Raw genomic sequence first — 21967 nt, forward strand, 5'->3', positions numbered from 1 at the left:
CCCTCAGCCTCCCTGCACCGCGGTGAGCACCTCGACCCGGTCGGCCTCGGCGAGCGTCGTGGAGTCCCACGCGCCACGTGAGACCACCTCGTCGTTCACCGCGACGGCCACGCCGCTCCTGGCCTCAGTCAGCCGCTGTACGGCCAGTGCCACGGTCGCCCCCCTGGGCAGCTCGTGGGCGGTTCCGTTGATCGTCACGTTCATCGGTGCTCCTGGAAACGCAGTGGAGAGCAGATCGCCCGCAGTTCGTCCTCCTCGCCGGGCGGCACGCCGGGGGAGCGCGCCTCGGACGAGGACGGTGGGAAGAGAAGGTCGGCGGTGAGCGGGGCGAGCAGGACGCCGCCTCTGTGGTGGCCGGTGGCCAGCGACAGACCGGCGGCGGCCGACGGCCCGACCAGCGGCAGGTTGTCCGGGGTGCCCGGGCGCAGGCCCGCGACCACGTCGTGGACCTGGAGCTCGGTGACGCCGGGGACGAGCTCCCGCGCGTCACGCAGCAGCTCCCACAGGCCTCCCGCGGTCACCCGGGTGTCGAAGCCCATCTCCTCCTGGGTCGCCCCGACGACCACCTCCCCGTCGCCGCGCGGCACCAGGTAGACGGGGGAGCCGTGCACCACGCCGCGCACGCACCGCCCCAGGATCGGGGTGGCCGAACGCAGCCGCATGATCTGCCCCTTGACCGGCCGCACCGGTGGCACCGCGTCGGACGGCAGCCCCTCAAGGCCGCCCGACCAGGCGCCGGCGGCCAGGACCACCAGGTCCGCGCCGATGGTCTCGCCGGAGGCGAGCCGTACGCCGGTGACCTTCTCCGCGGCGTCGGTCGTGAGCCCGGCGACGCGGGAGCGGACCAGCGCGCCGCCGCGCCGCTGCAGCGCCGTCAGCAGCGCCTTGACGACCCTTCGCGGGTCGACCCAGGAGTCGCCGCCGGCCAGCAGGCCGCCGCGCACCGACGGGGCGAGCATCGGTTCCAGGCGGCGGCACTCGCGGCCCGTGAGCCGTTCCGCGGGCAGGCCGAGCTTGTCGACGAAGGCGGCCAGCTCGTCGAGCGCGGCCAGGTCGTCGGAGCCGAAGGCGACGTCGAGCGTCCCCAGCGCCCGGTAGTCCAGGTCGAGGCCGCCGTCCTCGGTCAGGTCGGCGGCGAAGGCGGGCCACCTGGACAGGGAGGCCAGCCCGAGACGCAGCAGGGGCTCCTCGGTGTAGGTCACCTCGCTGACCGGCGCCAGCATGCCCGCCGCCGCGTGCGAGGCCCCCGAGCCGGGGTCGGGGTCGGCCACGGCCACCCGTGACCCCCTCCTGGCCGCGCGCCAGGCCACGGAGAGTCCGGCGACGCCTCCGCCGATGACGAGCACGTCGAAGTGGTGTGACATTCGTACCCTCCGCTCCCTTCGCCGGCATGACCCGGATCAGGTTCCTGGCGGTCGAGGGCCGCTGACGGTCACGCCGGGATCATCGCCGCCGGACGCGCGCCCCGTGCGCCCGGCACGGTGTATCAGCACGTCAACTGGCTTTCGATGGTCCGCGTCGCCCCGTAGCCCTCCTCTCAGCCCGGTGCGCTCCGGGCTCCCGCGCGTCTGCTCGCTTCCACCTTAAGGGCTGTGGTGACGCCCTCACTGCGTTGGATGCGAGCTAAATACCGTTTTCGTTATCAAACAGCTAATGGCAGAGGATCGGGCAGGGCGCTTAGGCTCGTGAGTTGTGAATCATGTCGTGGTGGTTGGCGCCGGCCTGGCCGGCGTGCGCAGTGTCGAGGCGTTACGAGCCCGAGGGTTCGCCGGCACGATCACATTGATGGGCGAGGAGGCACACCGCCCCTACGACCGTCCCCCACTGTCGAAGTCCGTCCTGCTGGGGGAGACGGACTCCACGGTCGTCGACTCCGATCTTGACGCGCTAGAGGTCGACTTCCGCCCGGGGGTGGCCGCGAAGGGACTGCGGCCGGGCGTGGTCGAGACCACCGAGGGCGAGGTGGCCTACGACGGGCTGGTCATCGCCACCGGCGCCCGTCCCGTCCGATTGCGCGGCGACGGCGAACAGCACGTGCTTCGCACCATCGACGACGCGCTCGTCCTGCGCGAGCGGCTCGTCGCGGGCGTGCGCGTCGCCGTCATCGGGGCGGGCTGGATCGGCGCCGAGGTCGCCACCGCCGCCCACAGGGCGGGCTGTGAGGTGACCGTCGTCGAGGCGGCCGACCTGCCGCTCTCCCAGGCCCTGGGGGCCGTCGGCGGGCACACCGCCCGGTGGTACGAACAGGCGGGCGTCGAGCTGCGCCTGGGCGTCCAGGTCGCCTCCGTCGACCACGACGGGCTCACCCTGGCCGACGGTTCACGGGTCAGGGCGGACGTGGTCGTCACCGGCGTCGGCGTACGGCCCGCCGTCGAGTGGCTGGCGGGCTCCGGTGTCGAGCTGGACAACGGCGTCGTCACCGACGAGCACCTGCGCACCTCGCTGCCCGGGGTGGTCGCCGTCGGCGACTGCGCCGCCTGGTGGTCGCGCCGCTACGACCGCCGCCTGCGGGTGGAGCACTGGGACACCGCACTGGGTGCCCCGGAGGTCGCGGTGGCCGCGCTCATGGGCGGGGACGCGGTCTACGACCCGGTGCCCTACTTCTGGTCGGAGCAGTTCGGCCACATGGTGCAGTACGCCGGGCACCACGACGACGGCAACGACGGCGAGCGTCTCGTCCTGCGCGGCGACCCGGAGGGCGGCTCCAGGTGGGGGGCCTGCTGGGTCCGCGGGGACGGCAGGCTGGCCGCGGTCCTGGCGGTGAACCGCCCCCGCGACCTCCTGCAGGGGCGCCGTCTCATCGAGGGCGGCCAGCGGCTCGACGCCGTTCGCCTGGCCGATCCGGCGGTGGCGCTGCGCGACTGCACGGTCGCTTAACCTGCCCACCGGGTGTTTGGCGGAAGGCACGATGTGGTAGTGGTGGATTCGTGACGCTTTCTGTTGCGCAGATCGACCGGGAAACAGACCAGCTGGTGGGCGAGTGGCTCACCTTGACCGAGGTCGCCAGGAGACTCCACCTCAGCGCCGGTCGCGCGAAGCAACTTCTCAAGGACCGCAAGCTCATCGGAGTGCGAAGGGGCGGGGGCGAGCCACAGGTTCCCGCCGCCTTCCTCGCGGAGGACGACGTGGTGAAGGGGCTGCCAGGCACACTCACCGTGCTGCTCGACGCCGGATACGACGACGTCGAGTCACTCCGGTGGCTCTTCACCCCAGACGAGACCCTTCCGGGGTCCCCGGTGGACGCGATAGTCGCGGGCCGCCACACCGAGGTCAAGAGACGTGCCCAGGCACTCGCTTTCTGACGCCCGCCTCTACCTCTGCACCGACGGGCGCCGTGAGCGCGGAGACCTGGCCGACTTCCTCGACGCCGCCCTCGCGGGCGGGGTCGACATCGTCCAGCTACGGGAGAAGGGCCTTGAGGCGAGGGAGGAACTCGCCCTCCTCGAGGTCTTCCGCGAGGCCTGTGACCGCCACGGCAAGCTGCTCGCGGTCAACGACAGGGCCGACATCGCTCACGCCGCCCGTCCCGACGTGCTCCACCTCGGGCAGGACGACCTGCCGGTGCGGGCCGCCCGCGACATCCTCGGCGAGGACATCCTCATCGGGCGTTCCACTCACGCCCCGCAGGAGGCCTCAGCCGCGGCCGTCGAACCGGGAGTCGACTACTTCTGCTGCGGTCCCGTCTGGCCGACGCCGACCAAACCAGGAAGGCACGCCCCCGGCCCCGCGCTGCTCAGGCACGCCGCGGCGCTGGAGACGGAACGCCCCTGGTTCGGCATCGGCGGTGTCGACCTGTCCAACCTCGACGAGGTCATGTCGTACGGCGTGCGCCGGGTCGTGGTCGTGCGGGCCATCACCGAGGCGGACGACCCGAAGGCCGCCGCGGGGGAGTTCAGGCGGCGCCTGACCGCCGGGCCCACCTGATCCGCATCCGATCGGTCCGGGCCCGGTGGACGCCGGGCCCGGTCTCAGGTGCGACGTGACGTCGCGGCCACGGCCAGATCGGCCAGGGCCGTACGGGACCGCGGGGTGATCGGGGCGCCGTCGAGCGAGACGAGGGCGTGGTCGAGATACTCCTTGATCATGCTCTCGCACGCCGCGAGGGCCCCGGTCTCCTCGATGATCTGACGCAGCCTGGCGACCCCGGCGGCGTCCAGGTCGGGGTCGCCGAGCGTCTCCTCGACCGTCCTGGCCTGGAGCGGGGTGGCCACGGCCAGGGCACGGGCGACGAGCATCGTCCGCTTGCCCTCCCGCAGGTCGTCCCCGGCGGGCTTGCCCGTCTCCGCGGGGTCGCCGAACACGCCGAGGACGTCGTCGCGGAGCTGGAAGGCGATGCCCACGCTGCGGCCGTACTGCTCGCAGAGCCGGTCGATCCACGGCTCGACGCCCCGCGCGGCCAGCACCAGGCCGAGCCTGAGCGGCTGCTCGACGGAGTACTTGCCGCTCTTGAAGAGGGCGACCCGCAGCGCGCTGTCGAAGGTGTTCTCCTCGTGTGCCTGTTCCAGCAGGTCGAGGTACTGCCCGCACATCAGCTCGGTGCGCATGTGGTCGTGGATCCGCTGGGCCGCGGCCAGCGACTCCACGGGCAGCCCGCTGTTGCGCCACATCTCCCCGGACCAGATGAGCAGCAGGTTGCCGAGCAGGATGGCGGCGCCCTCGCCGAACTGCCCGGCGGAGCCGCGCCAGCCCGCCTTCTCGTGCATCGCCTGGAACCTGCGGTGCGCCGACGGCATGCCCCTGCGCAGATCGCTGGCGTCCATGACGTCGTCGTGCACGAGGGCGCTGGCCTGGAGCAGCTCAAGGGAGGCCGCGGCGGTGAACAGCGCCGGGTCGTCCTCCCCGCCCGCGCCGTGCCAGCCCCAGTAGCAGAAGGCGGGCCGCAGCCGCTTGCCGCCCGCGAGGAACTCCTCGGCCGCGGTGAGCAGCGGGACCAGTTCGGGCGCGCCGACCAGGGGGCGCTGCCGGTCGACGAACTCCCTGAGGGAGCGATCCACTTCGGAACGGATGGTGTCGAGAGCAGCCGCGGAAGGGGTCATACCCCGAGATTATCGGCCCGGAGGTGCGAGGTTATGCCCGCGGTGTCCCGTCGGGACCCGCCGGGGGGACCGGCGGGGGGAAGGGTGTTGAACCGATCACGGTTGTGGCGCTCCGTCGGGCGGCCAGTACCCTAGGGGCATGGCTCTGGGTCGCTCGTCAGTCTTCCCCGAACGTGTGCCCACCGTCCGCGAGCTCCTCGCCGCCGGTGGCCGTTCGTTCTCGTTCGAGTTCTTCCCGCCGAAGACGGACGAGGGGGAGCGGCAGCTCTGGCGGGCCATCCGGGAGCTCGAGGCCCTGCGGCCGACGTTCGTCTCGGTCACCTACGGCGCGGGCGGCGGCACCCGCGACCGGACGGTGGAGATCGTCGAGCGGCTCGCCCACGAGACGACGCTGACCCCGGTCGCCCACTTCACCGCCGTCAACCACTCCCTGCGTGAGCTGCGCCACCTGATCGGCAGGTTCGCCGGGGCGGGCGTGCGCAACATCCTCGCCGTGCGGGGCGACCCGCCCGGCGACGTGACGGGAGAGTGGATCCGCCACCCCGAGGGCGTGCAGTACGCCGAGGAACTGGTCAGGCTCATCCGCCAGTCCGGCGACTTCTGCGTCGGCGTGGCCGCCTTCCCCTACAAGCACCCCAGGTCCACCTCCGTCGAGGCCGACACCGAGCACTTCGTGCGCAAGTGCCGGGCGGGCGCCGACTACGCGATCACGCAGATGTTCTTCCGCGCGGAGGACTATCTCAGGCTGCGCGACCGGGTGACCGCCCGCGGATGCGAAACCCCGATCATCCCCGGCATCATGCCCGTCACCCAGATGAGCACGATCGCCCGTTCCGAGCAGCTCTCCGGCGCGCCGTTCCCGCCCGAGGTCGCCGCCAGGTTCGAGGCCGTCGCCCATGACCCGGCCGCGGTGCGCGATCTGGGCATCGAACACGCCGCCGAGCTGTGCCAGATCCTGCTCGACGAGGGCGCGCCCGGCATCCACTTCATCACCTTCAACCGGTCGAGCGCGACCCGCGAGGTCTTCCAGGCCCTCGATGTCACGACCGGGGCGGACGACCGGCTGGCGGTCTAGGTCCGGGCCAGCGGGAGCGGGGTGCCCAGGATCGCGTAGCGCTCCTGGCCCCCGGGGAAGACGAACCCGGTCAGCAGGTCGCCGAAGCCCAGGCTCCGGTAGAGATGACGCGCCGCCGTCTCCTGGTCACGGGTCGACAGTACGGCGGTGCGCTCCAGGCGTCCCGCGCACAGGGTGGTGACCATGGCCCGGCCCACGCCCTTGCCCTGGTAGTCGGGGTGGACGTGGACCTCGGCGAGCTCGAAGGCGTCGTCGAGCCACTCGCGGGTCCTGGCCTGGCCGTCGTGCTCGGTGATCGCCTGGCGGACGACGCCGTGCCACCACTGGCCGGGTTCGCCGTGGAAGCCGTAGGCGACGCCGACCGTCCTGCCGTCGGCGCGTTCGGCGAACAGGCAGGTGAACCCGGAGTAGGAGGCGTGGCCTCTCATGATCGCCCTTCGCCCGGTGAGCTGGTCGGCGGGCGGGAGCATCGCCGCGGTGTAGACGTCGAGGACCGCGTCGAGGCTCACGGAGAACTCCTCGGGGCCGACCCGTCGCAGTTCGATCACGCAACGCACCCTAGCAGGGCGACCACCATGAGGATCTGAGAGGTTCGTCAGGGTTTGGCGGGTGTCCGCCTGGCGATCAGCGCTCGACCTCGACCGGGGTCCCGCCGGTGACGCGCAGGAGTTCGGCGAAGGAGGTCGGGAAGACCGTGTGCGGGTGCCCGGCCGCGGCCCAGACCACCTCGTGCCTGTCGAGCCAGACGTCGACCAGGGTCCTGATCGGGGCGGGATGCCCCAGTGGGGCGACGCCGCCGATGACCTGGCCGGTCGCCGCGCGGACGAAGTCGGGGGTGGCCCGCCGTACCCTCGCCGCGCCGACCTTCTCGGCGACCAGGCCGGTGTCCACCCGGTGGGCGCCGCTGGTCAGCACCAGGAGCGGCCGGTCGTCGGCGTCGAAGATCAGGCTGTTGGCGATGGCGCCGACCTCGCAACCGAGCTGCGCCGCGGCGGTCGCCGCCGTCGGCGTCGCCTCGTCGAAGACGACGATCTCTCCGGTGACGCCGTGCTCCCTCAGAGCCGCGGCGACCTTCTCGATGTTGGGATGCAACTTTTCCGGCACCCGATCACTCTAAACGGGTTGACCATCGATTACCTCTTCGTAACCGTTGCCGGAGAGTGGATGGTTGGTGCGCTATGGTCCGTTGTTCGGGCTTGACTGACAGGAGGGGATGATGGTGATGGGGGTTGGAGGACGGCTCGGAGTGGCCGCCCTGGTGACGGCGGGGGCGATGCTGCTGGCCTCTCCCGGTGTCGCGAACGCTCAGGTCGTCACCTCCGCGGCGACCGCCGTCACGGCGCAGGCGGCGCCGGGGTTCGTCGCCCCCGGCCAGACGCTGAGGCTCGGGGCGAAGGGGACCGCGGTCAAGGCGCTGCAGACCAGGCTGCGGGAGCTGGGCTACCTGCCGGGCACGGCCGACGGGCGTTACGGCGGCACGACGCTGACCGCGCTGTGGGCCTTCCAGAAGATCAACGGCATCGCGCCGACCAGCACCGTGACCAGGAAGACCTGGAACGCTCTACAGAACCCCAGGTCGCCGAGGGTGCTGGTGCCCAACGGCAAGCCGACCAGGGTCGAGGTCAACCTCACCCAGCAGGTGATGACCCTGTACGTGGCCGGCAGGGTGAAGCTGATCAGTCACATCTCCTCGGGCAGCGGGATTCCGTACTGCGAGACGGCCACCTGGGAGGGCAAGACCCAGAAGTTCTGCGGCGGCGCCCGCACGCCGACGGGCGACTACAAGACGACCTGGCGCAGGAGCGGCTGGCACAGGTCATACCTCGGTCAGCTATACAACCCGATCTTCTTCAACGGCGGCATCGCCCTGCACGGCGCGCTCTCGGTGCCGCTGGCCCCGGCCTCCCACGGTTGTGTGCGGCTGCCGATGAACGTCGCCGCGGTCCTGCCCGGCATGCTCGGCACGGGAGTCCCGGTGCACGTCCGGGGCAGATTCGTCCGCTGACGGAGTGAACGCGGTTCTTCGTGCCCCCGGTCCTTCAAGGACCGGGGGCACGGTCGTTCCCGGGGCTGTCGTACGGGTGCGGGAAAGCGCGCCGTGGCGGGCCCGTCTTGACGGCTGTTTCCCCGCCCTGTGAACACCGGGCCGTGTTCTCGTCATGGGGGATACCGAACACGCGATGCCCGTGACTCCGGGCCGCCGAGACGTCGCGGAAAACCGCACAACGCTCAAACTCCACCTTGAACATTTAAAGCAGGCACAGGCCTATAAATCAGCCAATATGGCAGGGAAAGGGGTGCGGCGGCGGCCGTACGTCCGCTGCGTGCGGGGGGAGGCCGGGGGATGTCCGAAACCCCTTGGCTGTGACCGCCCCGGCTTGTCCGCGCGCGACCGGCGGCTCTCCGGCGGTTCTTCCGGGGTGGGTGATTCGTATGGTTTCAGGCTGCCCGGTGGTGTCGAACTTTTGTTCGTTCGTTTACTTGACACTACCAGTGATCGAATTTATGTTCGATGTGATGACGTGGGGCTCGCGGTCCACGTCCAGGGTGGTTGGCCTTTCCGGGACCGTCGGCCACGGCGGCCCGGCCGGGCCGGGGCGGGCGGGGAGAGGGGAAGCTCCTCGTCCGGCCGCCCGGAGGATTTGTCGGTGGGGTCTGCGAGTGTTGACCTGACCGGCGGATACGCCGGGAGCCGCTTGCGACCAAGGAGGCTGAAGCACATGACCCCTCGGCTCAGCGATTCCGATGGGCCCCGGCTCTCGTCCACGGTGCGGGCGCACCTGGCCGACGCGCGCGACTGTCTTGGGGAGGCGGGCGCCGCCCGGACCCCCGCAACCCGATACGTCGCCGCCCACCTGGCGGCGCTCAGAGCCGCGGCCGCGATCCTGGCCGCGCGGCCACGGCCCATGGACGGCCGCAGGCGCCGCCTGCGCAGCGCCTGGGAGCTGCTGCCCGAGGCGGAGCCCAGGCTGGCCGAGTGGGCTCCCTACTTCGAGACCAGCGCGACCAAACGGGCCGCCGCCGAGGCGGGCATGACCCGCATGGTCTCGGCGAGGGACGCCGAGGAGCTGATCTCCGAGGCCGAGCGGTTCGTCGTCACGGTGGAGACCCTCCTGGGCCTGCCCGCCCAGACCACCCTCCCGGCCCGCGTTCCCCTGGCCGGCTAGCGGCTCAGGCCGCCGAGGAGGCCAGCGGGCGGGCGGTGCGGTGGCGTAGCAGGAGCATGGCGGCGTCGTCGTTCAGCGGCTTGCCCACGTGACGCAGCAGGTCGGCGCGTAGCGCGTCGAGGGCCAGCTGCGGGTCGGAGCCGTTCAGCAGGTGCGCCCTGTCGGCCAGCGGATAGAACCGGCCCGTTCCGTCCCGGGCCTCGATGACCCCGTCGGTGTAGAAGAGCACCTGGTCACCGGGCTCGAAGCCGATCTGGTACGGCACGGCCTCGGCCCCCTTCAACGACGCCATGCCCAGCGGAAGGGCCTCGTCGGGCGGGTCGGCGAAGGAACGGCTGCCGTCGGCCGCCAGCACCATGGGCGGCGGATGGCCGCAGTTGATGACGGTGATGGAGGTGCCCTCCTGCGCCTCGCCGAGATCGGTCAGGTCGGTGATCTCGGCGAGCACGGCGGTGACGAACTGCTCGCCCGACAGCTCCCGCGACAGCGCGTTCTCCAGGCGGGCCACGACGCCCTGCAGCTTGGCCTCGTCGTGGGCGGCCTCCCTGAAGGCGCCGAGCACCACGGCGGCGGTCTCGACGGCCTCCAGGCCCTTTCCCTGGACGTCCCCCACGATGATGCGCACCCCGTGCGGGGTGGTCACCACCTCGTACAGGTCGCCGCCGATGCGGGCCTCGGCCGTGGCGGAGGTGTAGGAGACGGCCACGCCGATCCCCGGCCCGGCCCGGCGCGGGACCGGCCGCAGCAGCACCCGCTGGGCGGCCTCCGCGACGGAGCGGACGTCGGCGAGCTGACGCTCGTGCCGCAGGCGTCCGGCGCTGGCCAGCACGCTGGCCACCGTGACGCCGAGGATGGCGACCATGGTGATGTTGGTGCGGGGCATCCACAGGATGTCGTTGTAGACGCCGAGCGCCACGCACAGGGCCAGCGCGATGAGACCGGAGACCGTGGTCCTGGCCAGGCCGCAGGCCACGCTGGCGAAGGCGGGGCCGAGGGCGAGCAGCGGCAGCAGCCCGGAGGTCGGCCCGGAGCCGAAGTCGATCAGCGCGACCAGGGCCATGACGACGAACGGCAGCAGCCTGAGCGTCTCCTGGGTCCTGGTCGCCCCGACGGAGGTCAGCAGCCGCAGGAACGCCCGGGTCTTGGTCGAGCCCAGGGCCGCCTTGAGTGAGGCGAGACGGCCTTCAGGGCGCGGTCGAGAGTGATCGTGACGATCCTCTCCCCGGGCCATGTCCACCACATCTCGTTAAATGCCATGTTTGCCTTTTCCTACCACAGTGATGGTGATCCGTGGCGGCGTGCGGGCCATGTTCTAACGAGAGAGGAAGACCACGGCTCGCGGGCACGCCCAGCCGCGCGTGCCCGCGACCGGACGGGTCGTCAGAAGGACTCGACGGCCCTGCGGGCCTCGGGGTCGAGCACGCCCCAGGTGATGAGTTCCTCGGTGAGCTCACTGGGGGACTTGTCGTAGATCACGGCCAGGGAGCGCAGGTCCTCCTGACGGATGGACAGCACCTTGCCGTTGTAGTCACCACGCTGGCTCTGGATGGTGGCGGCGTAACGAGCCAGCGCACCCGCCTTCTCCTTGGGCAGCTGGGCAAGACGCTCAAGGTCGATCACAAGCTTCGGCGTGGGGCCAAGAGGGCTCGGCGCGCTGCCCCCGGGCAGGAGCTCATTGACCGGAACCCCGTAGAAGTCGGCCAGCTCGGCCAGCTTCTGCACCGTGACCGCACGGTCCCCACGCTCGTAGGAGCCGACGACAACGGCCTTCCAACGGCCGCGGGACTTCTCTTCGACTCCGTGCAGGGACAGGCCCTGCTGAGTGCGAATCGCGCGGAGTCTTGCACCCAGCGACTTGGCGTATTCAGACGGCATCGTGTGGCCCCCCGGCTCGGTTATGTACTGCTTTCAGTTGATTGTCCTCCCTCGCAACTTATGCCCCAACCACCGGGTTGGCCTGGGGTAGGCACCTTCGGTGACTGATGCGTCGGGGTTTACCCGATAACGCCGCGAGGTGTGGTTACGGACAGTGACGGTAAAGCTGTGGGCGCCTAAGGTCAAGCTGATTGGAAAAAAGATGTCGAATCCGATCCGATGTGGTCCGCCTCAAACGCCGTGCTTGTCCCATGGCGGATAGTGAATCATCACCGTTTCCCGCGCCGTCCGGCGGACCCTCGCTTCCCGGCGGGACTCCTGGGCACCATCATCACCGGGCAGGGGGCCGAACGTATGATCTTCAGCGAGACGTCGCCGGGGAAGACCCGCCGCAGGGGCCCGGTCTCGCTGGAGGCGCAGATCAACATCGCCCCCTCGCAGTCGGTGCCCGCCAGCGCGGCGGCCACGTCCCTGCCCTCAAGCACCTCCACGTCGACCCGGACGTCGTCGTGTCCCCGGACGATCTCGTCGAGGTCGGCGGTGACCTTCTCCCTGATCCTGCCGAGCATCTCGGCCTCGACCCTGCCCCGCCGTCCCCCGTCCAGCACGAGGGTGACCAGGCGCAGCGGGACGTCGATCCGCCCGGCCAGCTCGAAGGCCTGCCGTACGGCCTCGTCGGAGGCGGGGTCGCGGCGGTAGGCCACGGTCAGCCTCCGCAGGGCCGGCGGGTGGCTCTCGGCGTACCCGCGGGGCGCCAGGGCGACGGGCACGGGGGAGGTGTGCAGGAGCTGGTCGGCGGTGCTGCCGACCCGGATGCGGCCCTTACCGCCGCCGGGGGCCGGGCCGATGACCACCGCGTCGGCCTCCAGCCGCCCGGCGAGCTGGACCAGCCCCCTGCCGCTGCCCCGGTGGCCGTGGGAGACGAAGTCGACCGGCACGTCCCGCACGCCGGCCAGCAGCTCGCGGGCCTGTTCCAGGACGGTCTGCGCCTGCGCGGCCACATAGGCGCGCCACTCGGCGTCGATCTTCCCCGGTCCCGGCGTCGGCCAGGTGGGCACGTGGACGTGGGCGACGGTCAGCCGGGCCCCGGTCCGCCGGGCCAGCAGTACGGCCAGCGTCAGCCCGTCCTGGCCCCGGCCGCCGGGGACGAATCCGGCGAGGATGTGCTCGATCTTCATCGGACGCTCCTGCTGAGGCGTGAGTGGCGGTAGCCGTACAGGAAGTAGGCGAGCAGACCGACGGTCATCCAGATCGCGAAGGCGAGCCAGGTGACCCCGGCGAGCCCCAGCATCACCACCACGCAGAAGATCACCCCGAGGACCGGTGTCAGCGGGAAGAACGGGGTCCTGAAGCTGCGCGGCAGGTCCGGCCGGGTGTAGCGCAGTACCAGCACGCCGACGTTGACGATGGCGAAGGCGAACAGGGTCCCGATGCTGGTGGCCTCGGCGAGCTGGCCGAGCGGGATGAACCCGGCCAGCAGGGAGACGAACGCGGCGACGATGATCGTGTTCGCGACCGGCACCTGGCGGCGTGGATCGATCCGTTCGAAGATCCTCGGCAGCAGGCCGTCGCGGGACATCGCGAACAGGATGCGGGTCTGGCCGTACAGCACGGTCAGCACGACGCTGGCGATGGCGATGACCGCGCCGAAGGAGATGATCAGGCCCGCCCAGGTCGAGCCGGTCGCGCGGTCGGCGATCAGGGCGAGGCTGGCCTCGGTCGTGTCCGGGTCGAACCGCTGCCACGGCATGGCGCCGACGGCGGTCAGCGCGACCAGCACGTAGACGACCGTGACGATGAGCAGGGAGAGCAGGATCGCCAGCGGCAGGTCGCGCTTGGGGTTCCTCGCCTCCTCACCGGCGGTCGAGGCGGCGTCGAAGCCGATGTAGGAGAAGAAGACCTGTGAGGCGGCGGCGGTGATCCCGGCGACGCCCAGCGGGGCGAAGGGGGTCAGGTTGCCGCTCTCGAAGGCGGTGAAGGCCACGACGCAGAAGAACACCAGAACCGCGATCTTGATCAGCACGAAGACCGCGTTCGCGGACGCGCTCTCCGAGGCGCCGCGCAGCAGCAGCCAGGTGGCCAGCAGGACGATCAGGACCGCGGTGACGTTGACCACCCCGCCCTGGTCGCCGGGGGAGTGGGTGACGGCGGCGGGCAGCTGCCAGCCGAACAGGTCACGGAGGAAGTGGTTGAGGTACTCGCCCCAGCCGACCGCGACCGCCGCGACGGAGACGGCGTACTCCAGCATCAGGCACCAGCCGCACACCCAGGCGACCAGCTCGCCCAGCGTCGCGTAGGCGTAGGAGTAGGAGGAGCCGGAGACCGGGATGGTCCCGGCCAGCTCGGCGTAGGACAGCGCGGAGAACAGGGCCGTGACGGCGGCCAGGGCGAAGGAGACGACCACGGCGGGGCCCGCCTTCGGCACGGCCTGGCCGAGGATGACGAAGATGCCGGTGCCGAGTGTGGCGCCGACGCTGAAGAGGGTGAGCTGCCACAGGGTCATGGTCCGGCGCAGCTCGCCGCCCTCGCCGTGACCGCCCTCGGCGACGATCTGCTCGGTGGGTTTGGTGCGCAACAGCCGCCGTACCACGGAGTCCACGTGTCGCCCTCCTCGAAGAGACAGGTCACAGGGTGCTGGCCAGCGGCCAGGTGGCGTTGGGGGTGACGATGGTGCCCGCCTCGCCCTCCAGGATCAGCTCCGCCTCGTCCAGCCTGCCGATCGCGGCCATGTCGCCGGTGGTCTCGACGAACCGGCAGGCGGCCTCGACCTTGGGGCCCATGGAGCCCGCCGGGAACCGTTCGGCGCGCAGCTGGTGGGGAGTGGTGTGGGTGATCTCCTCCTGCCGCGGGGTGCCGAAGTGCCTGGCGACCCGCGGCACGTCGGTGAGGATCATCAGGACGTCGGCTTCGAGGGCCTCGGCCAGCACGGAGGCGGTCAGGTCCTTGTCGATGACCGCCTCGACCCCCTGGAGCTGGCCCCGGTCGTTGCGGATCACCGGTATCCCGCCGCCGCCCGCGCAGATCGCCACGACGCCGTCGCGGACCAGGCGGCGCAGCAGCCGGGTCTCCACGACCCGCTGCGGGACGGGGGAGGGCACGACCCGGCGCCAGTGCCGCCCGTCCGGCTTGACGGTCCAGCCGTACTCCTCGGCCAGTTTCTCCGCCTCCGCCCGCTCGTAGACCTGGCCGACGAACTTCGTCGGGTCGTCGAAGGCGGGATCGACCGCCGAGACGAGCGTCTGGTTGACCGTGGCGGCCACCTGCCGCCCCGGCAGCGCGTTCTGCAGGGCCTGCAGCATCCAGTAACCGATCATGCCCTGGGTCTCGGCGCCGATGGTGTCCAGGGGGTACGGCCTGGCCAGGTTGGGGTCGTTGGCGCTCTCCAGCGCCAGCACGCCGACCTGGGGGCCGTTCCCGTGCGTGATGATCAGCTCGTGCCGTTCCGCGAGCCGGGCCAGCGAGGCGGCGGCGATTCGGACGTTCTCCCGCTGGGGCAGCGCGTCGGGGCTCTGCCCTCTGCGCAGCAGCGCGTTGCCCCCCAGGGCGACCAGGACGCGCATCCTCAGTCTCCCAGGGTGGCGACCATGACGGCCTTGATCGTGTGCAGCCGGTTCTCCGCCTGGTCGAAGACGATCGACAGCGGGGACTCGAAGACCTCGTCGGTGACCTCGAGGGCGTCGTGGCCGGTCTTCTCGAACAACTCCTCGCCGACCTTCGTCTCCCGGTCGTGGAAGGCGGGCAGGCAGTGCATGAACCTCACCCGGGGGTTGCCGGTCGCCTCGACGACCGAGGTGTTCACCTGGTACGGCATGAGCAGCTTGACGCGCTGGTCCCACACCTCGTCCGGCTCGCCCATGGACACCCACACGTCGGTGTAGAGGAAGTCCACGCCTCTGACGCCCTCGGCGACCTCGTCGGTGACGGTGATCCTGGCGCCGGTCGCCTCGGCGAGGTCCCTGGCGGGCCCGGCGACCCCCGTCTCCTCCGGCCACAGCTGCCTGGGGGCCACGATCCGCACGTCCATCCCCATCAGCGCGCCGGTGACCAGCAGCGAGTGGCCCATGTTGTTGCGGGCGTCGCCCAGGTAGGCGTAGGAGATCTCGCGCAGGGGCTTGTCGCTGTGCTCCCGCATGGTGAGCAGGTCGGCGAGCATCTGGGTGGGGTGCCACTCGTCGGTGAGACCGTTCCAGACGGGGACGCCCGAGTAGGCGGCCAGCTCCTCGGCGTAGGCCTGTTTGCTGCCGCGGTACTCGATGCCGTCGAACATCCGGCCGAGCACCCGCGCGGTGTCCCGCACCGACTCCTTGTGGCCCATCTGGGAACCGGAGGGGTCGAGGTAGGTGACGTGCGCGCCCTGGTCGTGCGCGCCGACCTCGAAGGCGCACCGGGTGCGGGTCGAGGTCTTCTCGAAGATCAGGGCGATGTTCCTGCCCCTCAGGCGCGGCCTCTCGGTGCCCGCGTACTTGGCCGCCTTGAGGTCGGCCGCGAGGGCGACGAGGAACCCGAACTCCTCCGGGGTGAAGTCGAGCTCCTTGAGGAAGCTGCGGTTGCGCAGGTTGAATGCCATGTGCCTGTCCCTGGTGAGAGGTCAGATGCCGTCGCGTTCGAGGGGGCAGCTCATGCACCGGGGGCCGCCGCGGCCCCTGCCGAGCTCACTGCCCCTGATGGTGGTCACCTCGACGCCGTTGGCGCGCAGGTAGTTGTTGGTGGTGGTGTTGCGCTCGTAGGCGATGACCACGCCGGGGCTGATCGCCAGCACGTTGCAGCCGTCGTCCCACTGCTCCCGCTCGGCCGCGTAGACGTCCTGCGTCGGGGTGAGGATCCTGATCTCGTCCAGGTCCATGGCGCGGGCGATGGCCCGGTGCATGTCCTCGGGCGCGTGATCGGTGATCTTGAGTTCCTTCTCCGTTTCGCCGGGTTCGACGGTGTAGGAGGGCAGCATCCCGAGCCCGGCGAACTTGACGAACACCCCGACGTCCACGCTGGTCATCACGGTGTCCAGGTGCATGAACGCCCGTGCCTTCGGCATGTTCAGGGCCACGATCCGTTTCGCGCCGCCCTTGGCGAACAGGCTGCGCGCGAGCATCTCGACCGCCTGCGGCTGCGTGCGCTCGCTCATCCCGACCAGTACGGCCCCGCGGCCCAGCACCAGCACGTCGCCGCCCTCGATGGTCGCGGGCGCGGCGGCCATGCCCGGCATCCACAGGTTGAAGCCGCCCTCCTGCGGCCTGTCGAACCCCGGGGCGAACATCGGGTGGAAACGGTAGATCGCCTCGTAGTTCACGGTCTCGCGCTGGCGGGCCTTTTTGCGCATCGCGTTGACGGAGACGCCGTCGTAGATCCAGCAGGAGGTGTCGCGGGTGAACAGGTGGTTGGGCAGCGGGGGCAGGACGAAGTCGTCGGGGCCGAGGGTGTGGAAGGCCAGGCTCTTGGGGTCGGTGCCCCGCTCGACGAGTTCCTGCTTGGTGATCCCGCCGGTGAGATAGAGCTGCAGGTCGTCGGCGGGCATGGCGTCCAGCGCGTTGCGCAGGGCGTCCACGGCCATGGGACCGAAGAAACGCTCCTCGATGACGTGGTCGAGGATGTACTTGCGGGCCTCGGGGATGTCGATGGTCTCGCGCAGCAGGTCGCCGAGGAGGTGGACGGCGATCCCGTGCTCGCTCAGCACCCGCTGGAACTCCTCGTGCTCCTCGACCGCGCGCTGCACCCACAGCACGTCGTCGAAGAGGAAGTCGTCCTTGTTCGACGGGGTGAGCCGCTTCAGGGACAGCTCGGGCCTGTGGAGCAGGACCCGGTGGAGCCGCCCGACTTCGGAGTCGACGTGAAAGGTCATCTCTCTTCCTCCGTGCTGGCCTCGTGGTGGCCGGTCGGTCAACGGTCGTGCCCGGCCGCCGGTACGGCGGCCTCACCTCCCGGGCCGTACTCGCCGCGTCTGGCCTTGGTCCAGATGTAGACGGGGATGCCCACCAGGAGCATCAGGAATCCGACGAAGATGGCCTGGGCGCCGGCGCCGTACGTCATCCAGAAGGAGAACAGGACGGCGACGGCGGTCACGGCCAGGTCGCGGCCGAGCCTGGCCCCCTTGACCTCGCGGGCCCCGGTGACCAGCCAGAACAGCTGGGCGCAGGCGGAGAAGAAGTAGGGGATGACGGTGGTGAAGGTGGCGATGAGCAGGATCCTGTCGAAGCCGCCCTCCGAGCCGAGGTAGTTGTAGAACACGACCAGCGAGGTCAGCGCGGTTCCGGCGACGATGCCGACCCAGGGCGCGCCGCGGCGCGACCGCCGGGCGAAGACGGAGGGGAACAGGCCGTCCCTGGCGGCGGCCATCGGCATCTCCGCCACCAGCATGGTCCAGCCGTTGATGGCGCCGATGCCGGAGACGATCGCGCAGGCGGCCATGACGCCGCCGCCGACGCTCCCGCCGAACATGGCGTTGATCGCGTCGGCGAAGGGGGCGGTCGAGCCGGCGAGCGCCTGGCGCGGGACGATGCCGAAGACGGCGACCGTGCTGAGCATGTACATCGCGGCGCAGATCAGCACGCCGTAGACGCTGGCCCTGCCGATGTTGCGGGCCGGGTCCCTGACCTTCTCCGCGACGATGGTGACGCTCTCCACGCCCGAGTAGATGAACAGCGCCAGCGCGCCCGCGGTGGACAGGGCGGCGATCCAGGAGCCGCCGGTCGCCACGAAGGGGCCGAAGTCGGCGCCCCGCACGAAGAACAGGCCGACCACCGCGACGAAGACCAGCGGGATGAACTTCAGCACCGTGGTGACCAGCGCGAAGACGCCGATGTTCCGCACGCCGCTCAGGTTGATCAGGGCGGGGACCCACAGGGCGACGAGCGCCAGGGCGATCTGGGCGGCGGGGGAGTCCCAGCGCAGGAAGTAGCCGACGTAGTTGACCCAGACGACGGCGATGGCGGCGTTGCCGATCCAGGCGGTCAGCCAGAACGACCAGGCGTTCCAGAAGCCGGAGAACTCGCCGAAGGCGTCCTTGGCGTAGGCGTACGGCCCGCCGCCCTCCGGCAGGCGCGCGCCGAGCCTGCCGAACACCATGGCGAGCGCGACGGCGCCGATCGAGACCAGGGCCATGGCCAGGATGCTGACGGTGCCGTAGGCGGCCAGTGAGGCGGGCAGCAGGAACACGCCCGTGCCCACGATGTTGCCCACGATCAGGGCGACAGCCGCGGGCAGGCCGAGTTTGCCGTGCTCCCCGGCGATCTCCTCGGCCGCCTCGTCACGGATCACTCCTTCTTCTGCGGCGGTGCGCCCTCGCGGACGGTCGCCGAAGGAATCCCCCATCCCACGCCCCCTGGCACGCATCCCCCGCACTGCCCGTTTCGGGTGCCGATAACCAATGGGGTCCCCAACGGGGAAAGGTGTGAAACCCGTCCTACCAGGGCGGACGGTACACGGAGCCGGAGGTCAGCCGCGGGTCAGCACGCGGGTGGGGGAGGGGGCCACCTCGGCCGTCGAACCCGAGATCGGAGGAAGCAGCACGGCCATGATCGCCATGATCGCGGCCAGCAGGGCGACGGGGATCAGGACACCGGGGAAGGCGCCGCGGCGGGCGGGCAGGGGCTCGGCGGTGACCGCGCCGGTCGCGAACGACGACAGCGTCTCGGCCAGGAGGGGGTCCTCGCTGTAGATCCGGTCGGCGATCCCGTCGAGGGCGCGCTTTTCGCGAGCGGACAAGCCCATGGTTCTCGATCCCCCGGTGGCTGACGATGACCCGAAGGATTTTAATGGCACTTTGTCGGGTTTTGCCAAGTTGAGGAGGTAGATCTTCGTTCGTCCAGAGACGTGATCAATACCATGAAATATCTGGATTATGGGCATCCAGGCTGTATGTGTGGTTTGTTGTAGTTGGAGGGTCAAGGGGGTGCTTCAGGAGCATCGCCGGGCGGCTGCTAACGTGAGGACGTCAGCTTCCTTTAAGACCCGTCCCGTGAGGCGGGAAAGGTGGTGTTCGCATTGGCTGATGCCGTTTCGCATGCCCGCGGGGGCGCGCACGCGGTCCTCGAAGGACCCGACATCAATCGCGCGCTGATCCGCATCTCCCACGAGATCCTCGAACGCACCAAGGGTGCCGAGGACATCGTCCTGCTGGGGATCCCCACCAGAGGCGTCCACCTGGCCCGCCGCCTGGCCGGCTACATCAGGCAGTTCGAAGGCCGTTCCGTGCCGGTCGGGTCCCTCGACGTCACCATGTACCGCGACGACCTGCGCCTGCGGCCCGCCCGCGCGCTCGGCCGCACCGAGGTGCCCGCCGACGGCATCGACGGCAGGATCGTCGTCCTCGTCGACGACGTCCTCTACTCGGGCCGCACCGTCCGCTCCGCCCTCGACGCCCTCAACGACCTGGGCCGTCCGCAGGCCGTCCAGCTCGCCGCCCTGGTGGACCGGGGCCACAGGGAACTGCCGATCAGGGCCGACTACGTGGGCAAGAACCTCCCGACCTCCAAATCCGAGATCGTCAAGGTCTACCTGGAGGAGAACGACGGCCGCGACGCCGTCCTGCTGCTGAAGGAAGACGACAAGTGAAGCGGCACCTGATCTCGGCGGCCGACCTGAGCCGTGACGACGCCCTGCTGATCCTGGACACCGCCGACGAACTGGCGAAGATCTCGGAACGTTCCATCAAGAAGCTGCCGACCCTGCGCGGCCGTACGGTGGTCAACCTCTTCTTCGAGGACTCGACCCGCACCCGCATCTCCTTCGAGGCCGCGGCCAAGCGCCTGTCCGCCGACGTCATCAACTTCTCCGCCAAGGGGTCGAGCGTCTCCAAGGGCGAGTCGCTGAAGGACACCGCGCTCACCCTGGAGGCCATGGGCGCAGACGCCGTCGTCATCAGGCACGGCGCCTCGGGCGCCCCGCACCGCCTGGCGAACTGGGTGCGCGGCAGCGTCGTCAACGCCGGGGACGGCACCCACGAGCACCCGACCCAGGCCCTGCTCGACGCCTTCACCATGCGTCGCCGCCTCGGCTCGCTCGACGGCAGGAAGGTCACCATCGTCGGCGACGTCCTGCACAGCAGGGTCGCCCGCTCCAACGTGCTCCTGCTGGCCACGCTCGGCGCCGAGGTGACCCTGGTCGCCCCGCCGACCCTGCTGCCGGTGAGCGTCGGCTCCTGGCCCTGCGAGGTCTCCTACGACCTCGACGCCGTGCTGCCCAAGTCCGACGTGGTGATGATGCTGCGCGTGCAGCGCGAGCGGATGAACGCCGCCTTCTTCCCCACCGAGCGGGAGTACAGCCGCCGCTACGGCCTCGACCGCGAGCGCGTCGCCCGGCTGCACGACGAGGCCATCGTGATGCACCCCGGCCCGATGAACCGGGGCATGGAGATCGCGGCGGAGGTGGCCGACTCGCCCCGCTCGACGATCGTCGAACAGGTCACCAACGGTGTGACCACCCGCATGGCCGTCCTTTACCTGCTGCTCGGCGGCGCCGACCTCGGAGGAGAGATCCAGTGAAGACCATCGTCATCAAGGGCGCCAGGATCCTCGGCGGAGAGCCCGCCGACATCCTGATCCGCGACGGAGTCTTCGCCGAGATCGGCCAGGACCTGAGCGCGGACGAGACTGTCGACGCCACCGGGCTCATCGCGCTGCCCGGCCTGGTCGACCTGCACACCCACCTGCGCGAGCCGGGCCGCGAGGACGCCGAGACCGTGGAGAGCGGCACCCGCGCCGCCGCGCTCGGCGGCTACACCGCCGTGCACGCCATGGCCAACACCGACCCGGTCGCCGACACCGCGGGCGTCGTCGAGCAGGTCTGGCGCCTCGGCCAGGAGGCGGGACACTGCGACGTGCGCCCGGTCGGCGCCGTCACCGTCGGGCTCGACGGCGAGCGCCTGGCCGAACTCGGCGCGATGGCCGACTCGGCCGCGCGGGTGCGCGTCTTCTCCGACGACGGCAGGTGCGTCTCCGACGCGGTGCTCATGCGCCGCGCCCTGGAGTACGTCAAGGCCTTCGACGGCGTGGTGGCCCAGCACGCCCAGGAGCCGCGACTGACCAAGGACGCGCAGATGAACGAGGGCGCGGTCTCCGGCAGGCTCGGCCTGACCGGCTGGCCCGCGGTCGCCGAGGAGGCGGTCATCGCCCGCGACTGCCTGCTCGCCGCGCACGTCGGCTCACGCCTGCACGTGTGTCACCTGTCCACCGCGGGCTCGGTCGAGATCGTCCGCTGGGCCAAGTCGAAGGGCTGGGACGTCACCGCCGAGGTGACCCCGCACCACCTGCTCCTGACCGACGACCTCGTCGAGGACTCCCCGGTCGGCTCCTACAACCCCATCTACAAGGTGAACCCGCCGCTGCGCACCCGCGCCGACGTCGAGGCGCTGCGCGCGGGCCTGGCCGACGGCACGATCGACTGCGTCGCCACCGACCACGCCCCGCACCCGGTCGAGGACAAGGAGACCGAGTGGGCCGCCGCGGCCATGGGCATGATCGGCCTGGAGACCGCGCTGTCCGTCGTGCAGGAGGCCATGGTCGAGACCGGGCTGCTCGACTGGGCGGGCGTGGCCGAGCGCATGTCGGCCGCCCCGGCCAGGATCGGCCGGGTGGCCGAGCACGGCAGGCCGATCGAGGTGGGGGCCCCGGCCAACGTCACCCTCTACGACCCGGCCGCGCGCGCCGAGGTCGACCCCGCCGGATACGCCTCCAAGAGCCGCAACACCCCCTACCAGGGCAGGAGCCTGCCCGGCAGGGTCGTGGCGACCTTCCTGCGCGGCAGGCCGACCGTCCTGGACGGAAAGATCGCGTGAGGCCCGGCCCGCACGCGCGGGCCGGCCGTACGGCTGTGTCGTCCCCGGC

23 protein-coding genes are annotated in these 21967 nt (G+C 70.8%); 9 read left to right on the plus strand and 14 right to left on the minus strand.

Annotation, left to right across the window (positions count from 1 at the left end; genetic code table 11):
- Positions 1-3: 3 nt before the first annotated feature.
- Positions 4-204, minus strand: a complete 201-nt coding sequence (gene thiS / locus ACFYY8_RS04355; RefSeq protein WP_352008926.1) for a sulfur carrier protein ThiS — start codon at positions 202-204, stop codon at positions 4-6.
- Complete coding sequence (gene thiO, locus ACFYY8_RS04360) at positions 201-1364, minus strand: glycine oxidase ThiO (protein ID WP_390037041.1); 1164 nt, start codon at positions 1362-1364, stop codon at positions 201-203. Before thiO ends, thiS begins: the two co-directional genes overlap by 4 nt.
- 328 nt (positions 1365-1692) lie before the next feature.
- Between thiO and ACFYY8_RS04365 the strand changes: the two genes are divergently transcribed.
- From ACFYY8_RS04365 to thiE, 3 genes are read left to right on the plus strand one after another with little or no spacing between them, the layout of a single operon-like run.
- Entirely contained in the window at positions 1693-2877 is a 1185-nt protein-coding gene (locus tag ACFYY8_RS04365) for an NAD(P)/FAD-dependent oxidoreductase (RefSeq protein WP_390037043.1), read from the plus strand.
- Positions 2878-2927: 50 nt separating this feature from the next.
- The gene (locus tag ACFYY8_RS04370; RefSeq protein WP_390037045.1) at positions 2928-3302 is read left to right on the plus strand and encodes an Rv2175c family DNA-binding protein; all 375 of its coding nucleotides are present in this window, start codon (positions 2928-2930) and stop codon (positions 3300-3302) included.
- A complete protein-coding gene (gene thiE / locus ACFYY8_RS04375) occupies positions 3280-3924 on the plus strand; it encodes a thiamine phosphate synthase (RefSeq protein ID WP_390037047.1) in 645 nt (214 codons plus the stop codon). Before ACFYY8_RS04370 ends, thiE begins: the two co-directional genes overlap by 23 nt.
- Before the next feature lie 44 nt (positions 3925-3968).
- Here the strand turns inward: thiE and ACFYY8_RS04380 are convergent, their stop codons facing one another.
- Positions 3969-5036: a polyprenyl synthetase family protein gene (locus ACFYY8_RS04380; protein ID WP_390037049.1), complete on the minus strand. Its 1068-nt coding sequence runs from the start codon at positions 5034-5036 to the stop codon at positions 3969-3971.
- A gap of 139 nt (positions 5037-5175) precedes the next feature.
- Between ACFYY8_RS04380 and metF the strand changes: the two genes are divergently transcribed.
- Positions 5176-6111: a methylenetetrahydrofolate reductase [NAD(P)H] gene (metF, locus tag ACFYY8_RS04385; RefSeq protein ID WP_390037051.1), complete on the plus strand. Its 936-nt coding sequence runs from the start codon at positions 5176-5178 to the stop codon at positions 6109-6111.
- Here metF and ACFYY8_RS04390 read toward each other — a convergent pair.
- Both ACFYY8_RS04390 and ACFYY8_RS04395 read right to left on the minus strand, forming a co-directional pair.
- Positions 6108-6659, minus strand: coding sequence for a GNAT family N-acetyltransferase (locus ACFYY8_RS04390; RefSeq protein ID WP_390037053.1), 552 nt, complete (start codon positions 6657-6659; stop codon positions 6108-6110). The genes metF and ACFYY8_RS04390 overlap by 4 nt on opposite strands.
- A gap of 76 nt (positions 6660-6735) precedes the next feature.
- Positions 6736-7215: a YbaK/EbsC family protein gene (locus tag ACFYY8_RS04395; RefSeq protein ID WP_352008934.1), complete on the minus strand. Its 480-nt coding sequence runs from the start codon at positions 7213-7215 to the stop codon at positions 6736-6738.
- Between the two features lie 118 nt (positions 7216-7333).
- Here ACFYY8_RS04395 and ACFYY8_RS04400 point away from each other — a divergent pair, with 118 nt between their 5' ends.
- On the plus strand, positions 7334-8116 hold the full coding sequence (locus ACFYY8_RS04400) for a peptidoglycan-binding protein (RefSeq protein ID WP_390037055.1): 783 nt from the start codon (positions 7334-7336) through the stop codon (positions 8114-8116).
- 715 nt (positions 8117-8831) lie between these two features.
- A complete protein-coding gene (locus tag ACFYY8_RS04405) occupies positions 8832-9278 on the plus strand; it encodes an SAV_6107 family HEPN domain-containing protein (RefSeq protein WP_390037057.1) in 447 nt (148 codons plus the stop codon).
- A 4-nt stretch (positions 9279-9282) separates the two neighbouring features.
- On the opposite strand, the gene ACFYY8_RS04410 is transcribed toward ACFYY8_RS04405, so the two are convergent.
- The 9 genes from ACFYY8_RS04410 to ACFYY8_RS04450 all read right to left on the minus strand — a co-directional run bounded on the left by ACFYY8_RS04410 (position 9283) and on the right by ACFYY8_RS04450 (position 18848).
- The gene (locus ACFYY8_RS04410; RefSeq protein ID WP_390037059.1) at positions 9283-10509 is read right to left on the minus strand and encodes a PP2C family protein-serine/threonine phosphatase; all 1227 of its coding nucleotides are present in this window, start codon (positions 10507-10509) and stop codon (positions 9283-9285) included.
- A 149-nt stretch (positions 10510-10658) separates the two neighbouring features.
- Entirely contained in the window at positions 10659-11153 is a 495-nt protein-coding gene (locus ACFYY8_RS04415; protein WP_271219163.1) for a transcriptional regulator, read from the minus strand.
- Between the two features lie 269 nt (positions 11154-11422).
- The gene (locus ACFYY8_RS04420) at positions 11423-12331 is read right to left on the minus strand and encodes a universal stress protein (protein ID WP_390037061.1); all 909 of its coding nucleotides are present in this window, start codon (positions 12329-12331) and stop codon (positions 11423-11425) included.
- Complete coding sequence (locus ACFYY8_RS04425; RefSeq protein WP_390037063.1) at positions 12328-13752, minus strand: amino acid permease; 1425 nt, start codon at positions 13750-13752, stop codon at positions 12328-12330. The genes ACFYY8_RS04420 and ACFYY8_RS04425 overlap by 4 nt, the downstream gene beginning before the upstream one ends.
- 25 nt (positions 13753-13777) lie before the next feature.
- Entirely contained in the window at positions 13778-14713 is a 936-nt protein-coding gene (arcC, locus tag ACFYY8_RS04430; RefSeq protein WP_390037065.1) for a carbamate kinase, read from the minus strand.
- Positions 14714-14715: 2 nt separating this feature from the next.
- On the minus strand, positions 14716-15720 hold the full coding sequence (argF, locus tag ACFYY8_RS04435; RefSeq protein WP_390037067.1) for an ornithine carbamoyltransferase: 1005 nt from the start codon (positions 15718-15720) through the stop codon (positions 14716-14718).
- Positions 15721-15741: 21 nt separating this feature from the next.
- Positions 15742-16986 carry an arginine deiminase gene (locus tag ACFYY8_RS04440; protein WP_390037069.1) on the minus strand — a complete coding sequence of 415 codons (1245 nt, stop codon included), beginning with the start codon at positions 16984-16986 and terminating at the stop codon, positions 15742-15744.
- 38 nt (positions 16987-17024) lie between these two features.
- Positions 17025-18455 carry an amino acid permease gene (locus tag ACFYY8_RS04445; RefSeq protein WP_390037071.1) on the minus strand — a complete coding sequence of 477 codons (1431 nt, stop codon included), beginning with the start codon at positions 18453-18455 and terminating at the stop codon, positions 17025-17027.
- A 123-nt stretch (positions 18456-18578) separates the two neighbouring features.
- Complete coding sequence (locus ACFYY8_RS04450; RefSeq protein ID WP_390037073.1) at positions 18579-18848, minus strand: DUF3040 domain-containing protein; 270 nt, start codon at positions 18846-18848, stop codon at positions 18579-18581.
- Positions 18849-19127: 279 nt separating this feature from the next.
- Between ACFYY8_RS04450 and pyrR the strand changes: the two genes are divergently transcribed.
- Genes pyrR through ACFYY8_RS04465 form a run of 3 tightly spaced genes read left to right on the plus strand, consistent with a single transcriptional unit; the run spans position 19128 to position 21918 of the window.
- Complete coding sequence (pyrR, locus tag ACFYY8_RS04455) at positions 19128-19697, plus strand: bifunctional pyr operon transcriptional regulator/uracil phosphoribosyltransferase PyrR (RefSeq protein WP_352008945.1); 570 nt, start codon at positions 19128-19130, stop codon at positions 19695-19697.
- Entirely contained in the window at positions 19694-20626 is a 933-nt protein-coding gene (locus ACFYY8_RS04460; RefSeq protein WP_362910403.1) for an aspartate carbamoyltransferase catalytic subunit, read from the plus strand. The genes pyrR and ACFYY8_RS04460 overlap by 4 nt, the downstream gene beginning before the upstream one ends.
- Entirely contained in the window at positions 20623-21918 is a 1296-nt protein-coding gene (locus ACFYY8_RS04465) for a dihydroorotase (protein WP_390037076.1), read from the plus strand. Before ACFYY8_RS04460 ends, ACFYY8_RS04465 begins: the two co-directional genes overlap by 4 nt.
- Positions 21919-21967: the final 49 nt, after the last annotated feature.

This window comes from Streptosporangium sp. NPDC001559 (genome assembly GCF_042893955.1).
In the GTDB taxonomy this organism is placed as follows: domain Bacteria; phylum Actinomycetota; class Actinomycetes; order Streptosporangiales; family Streptosporangiaceae; genus Streptosporangium.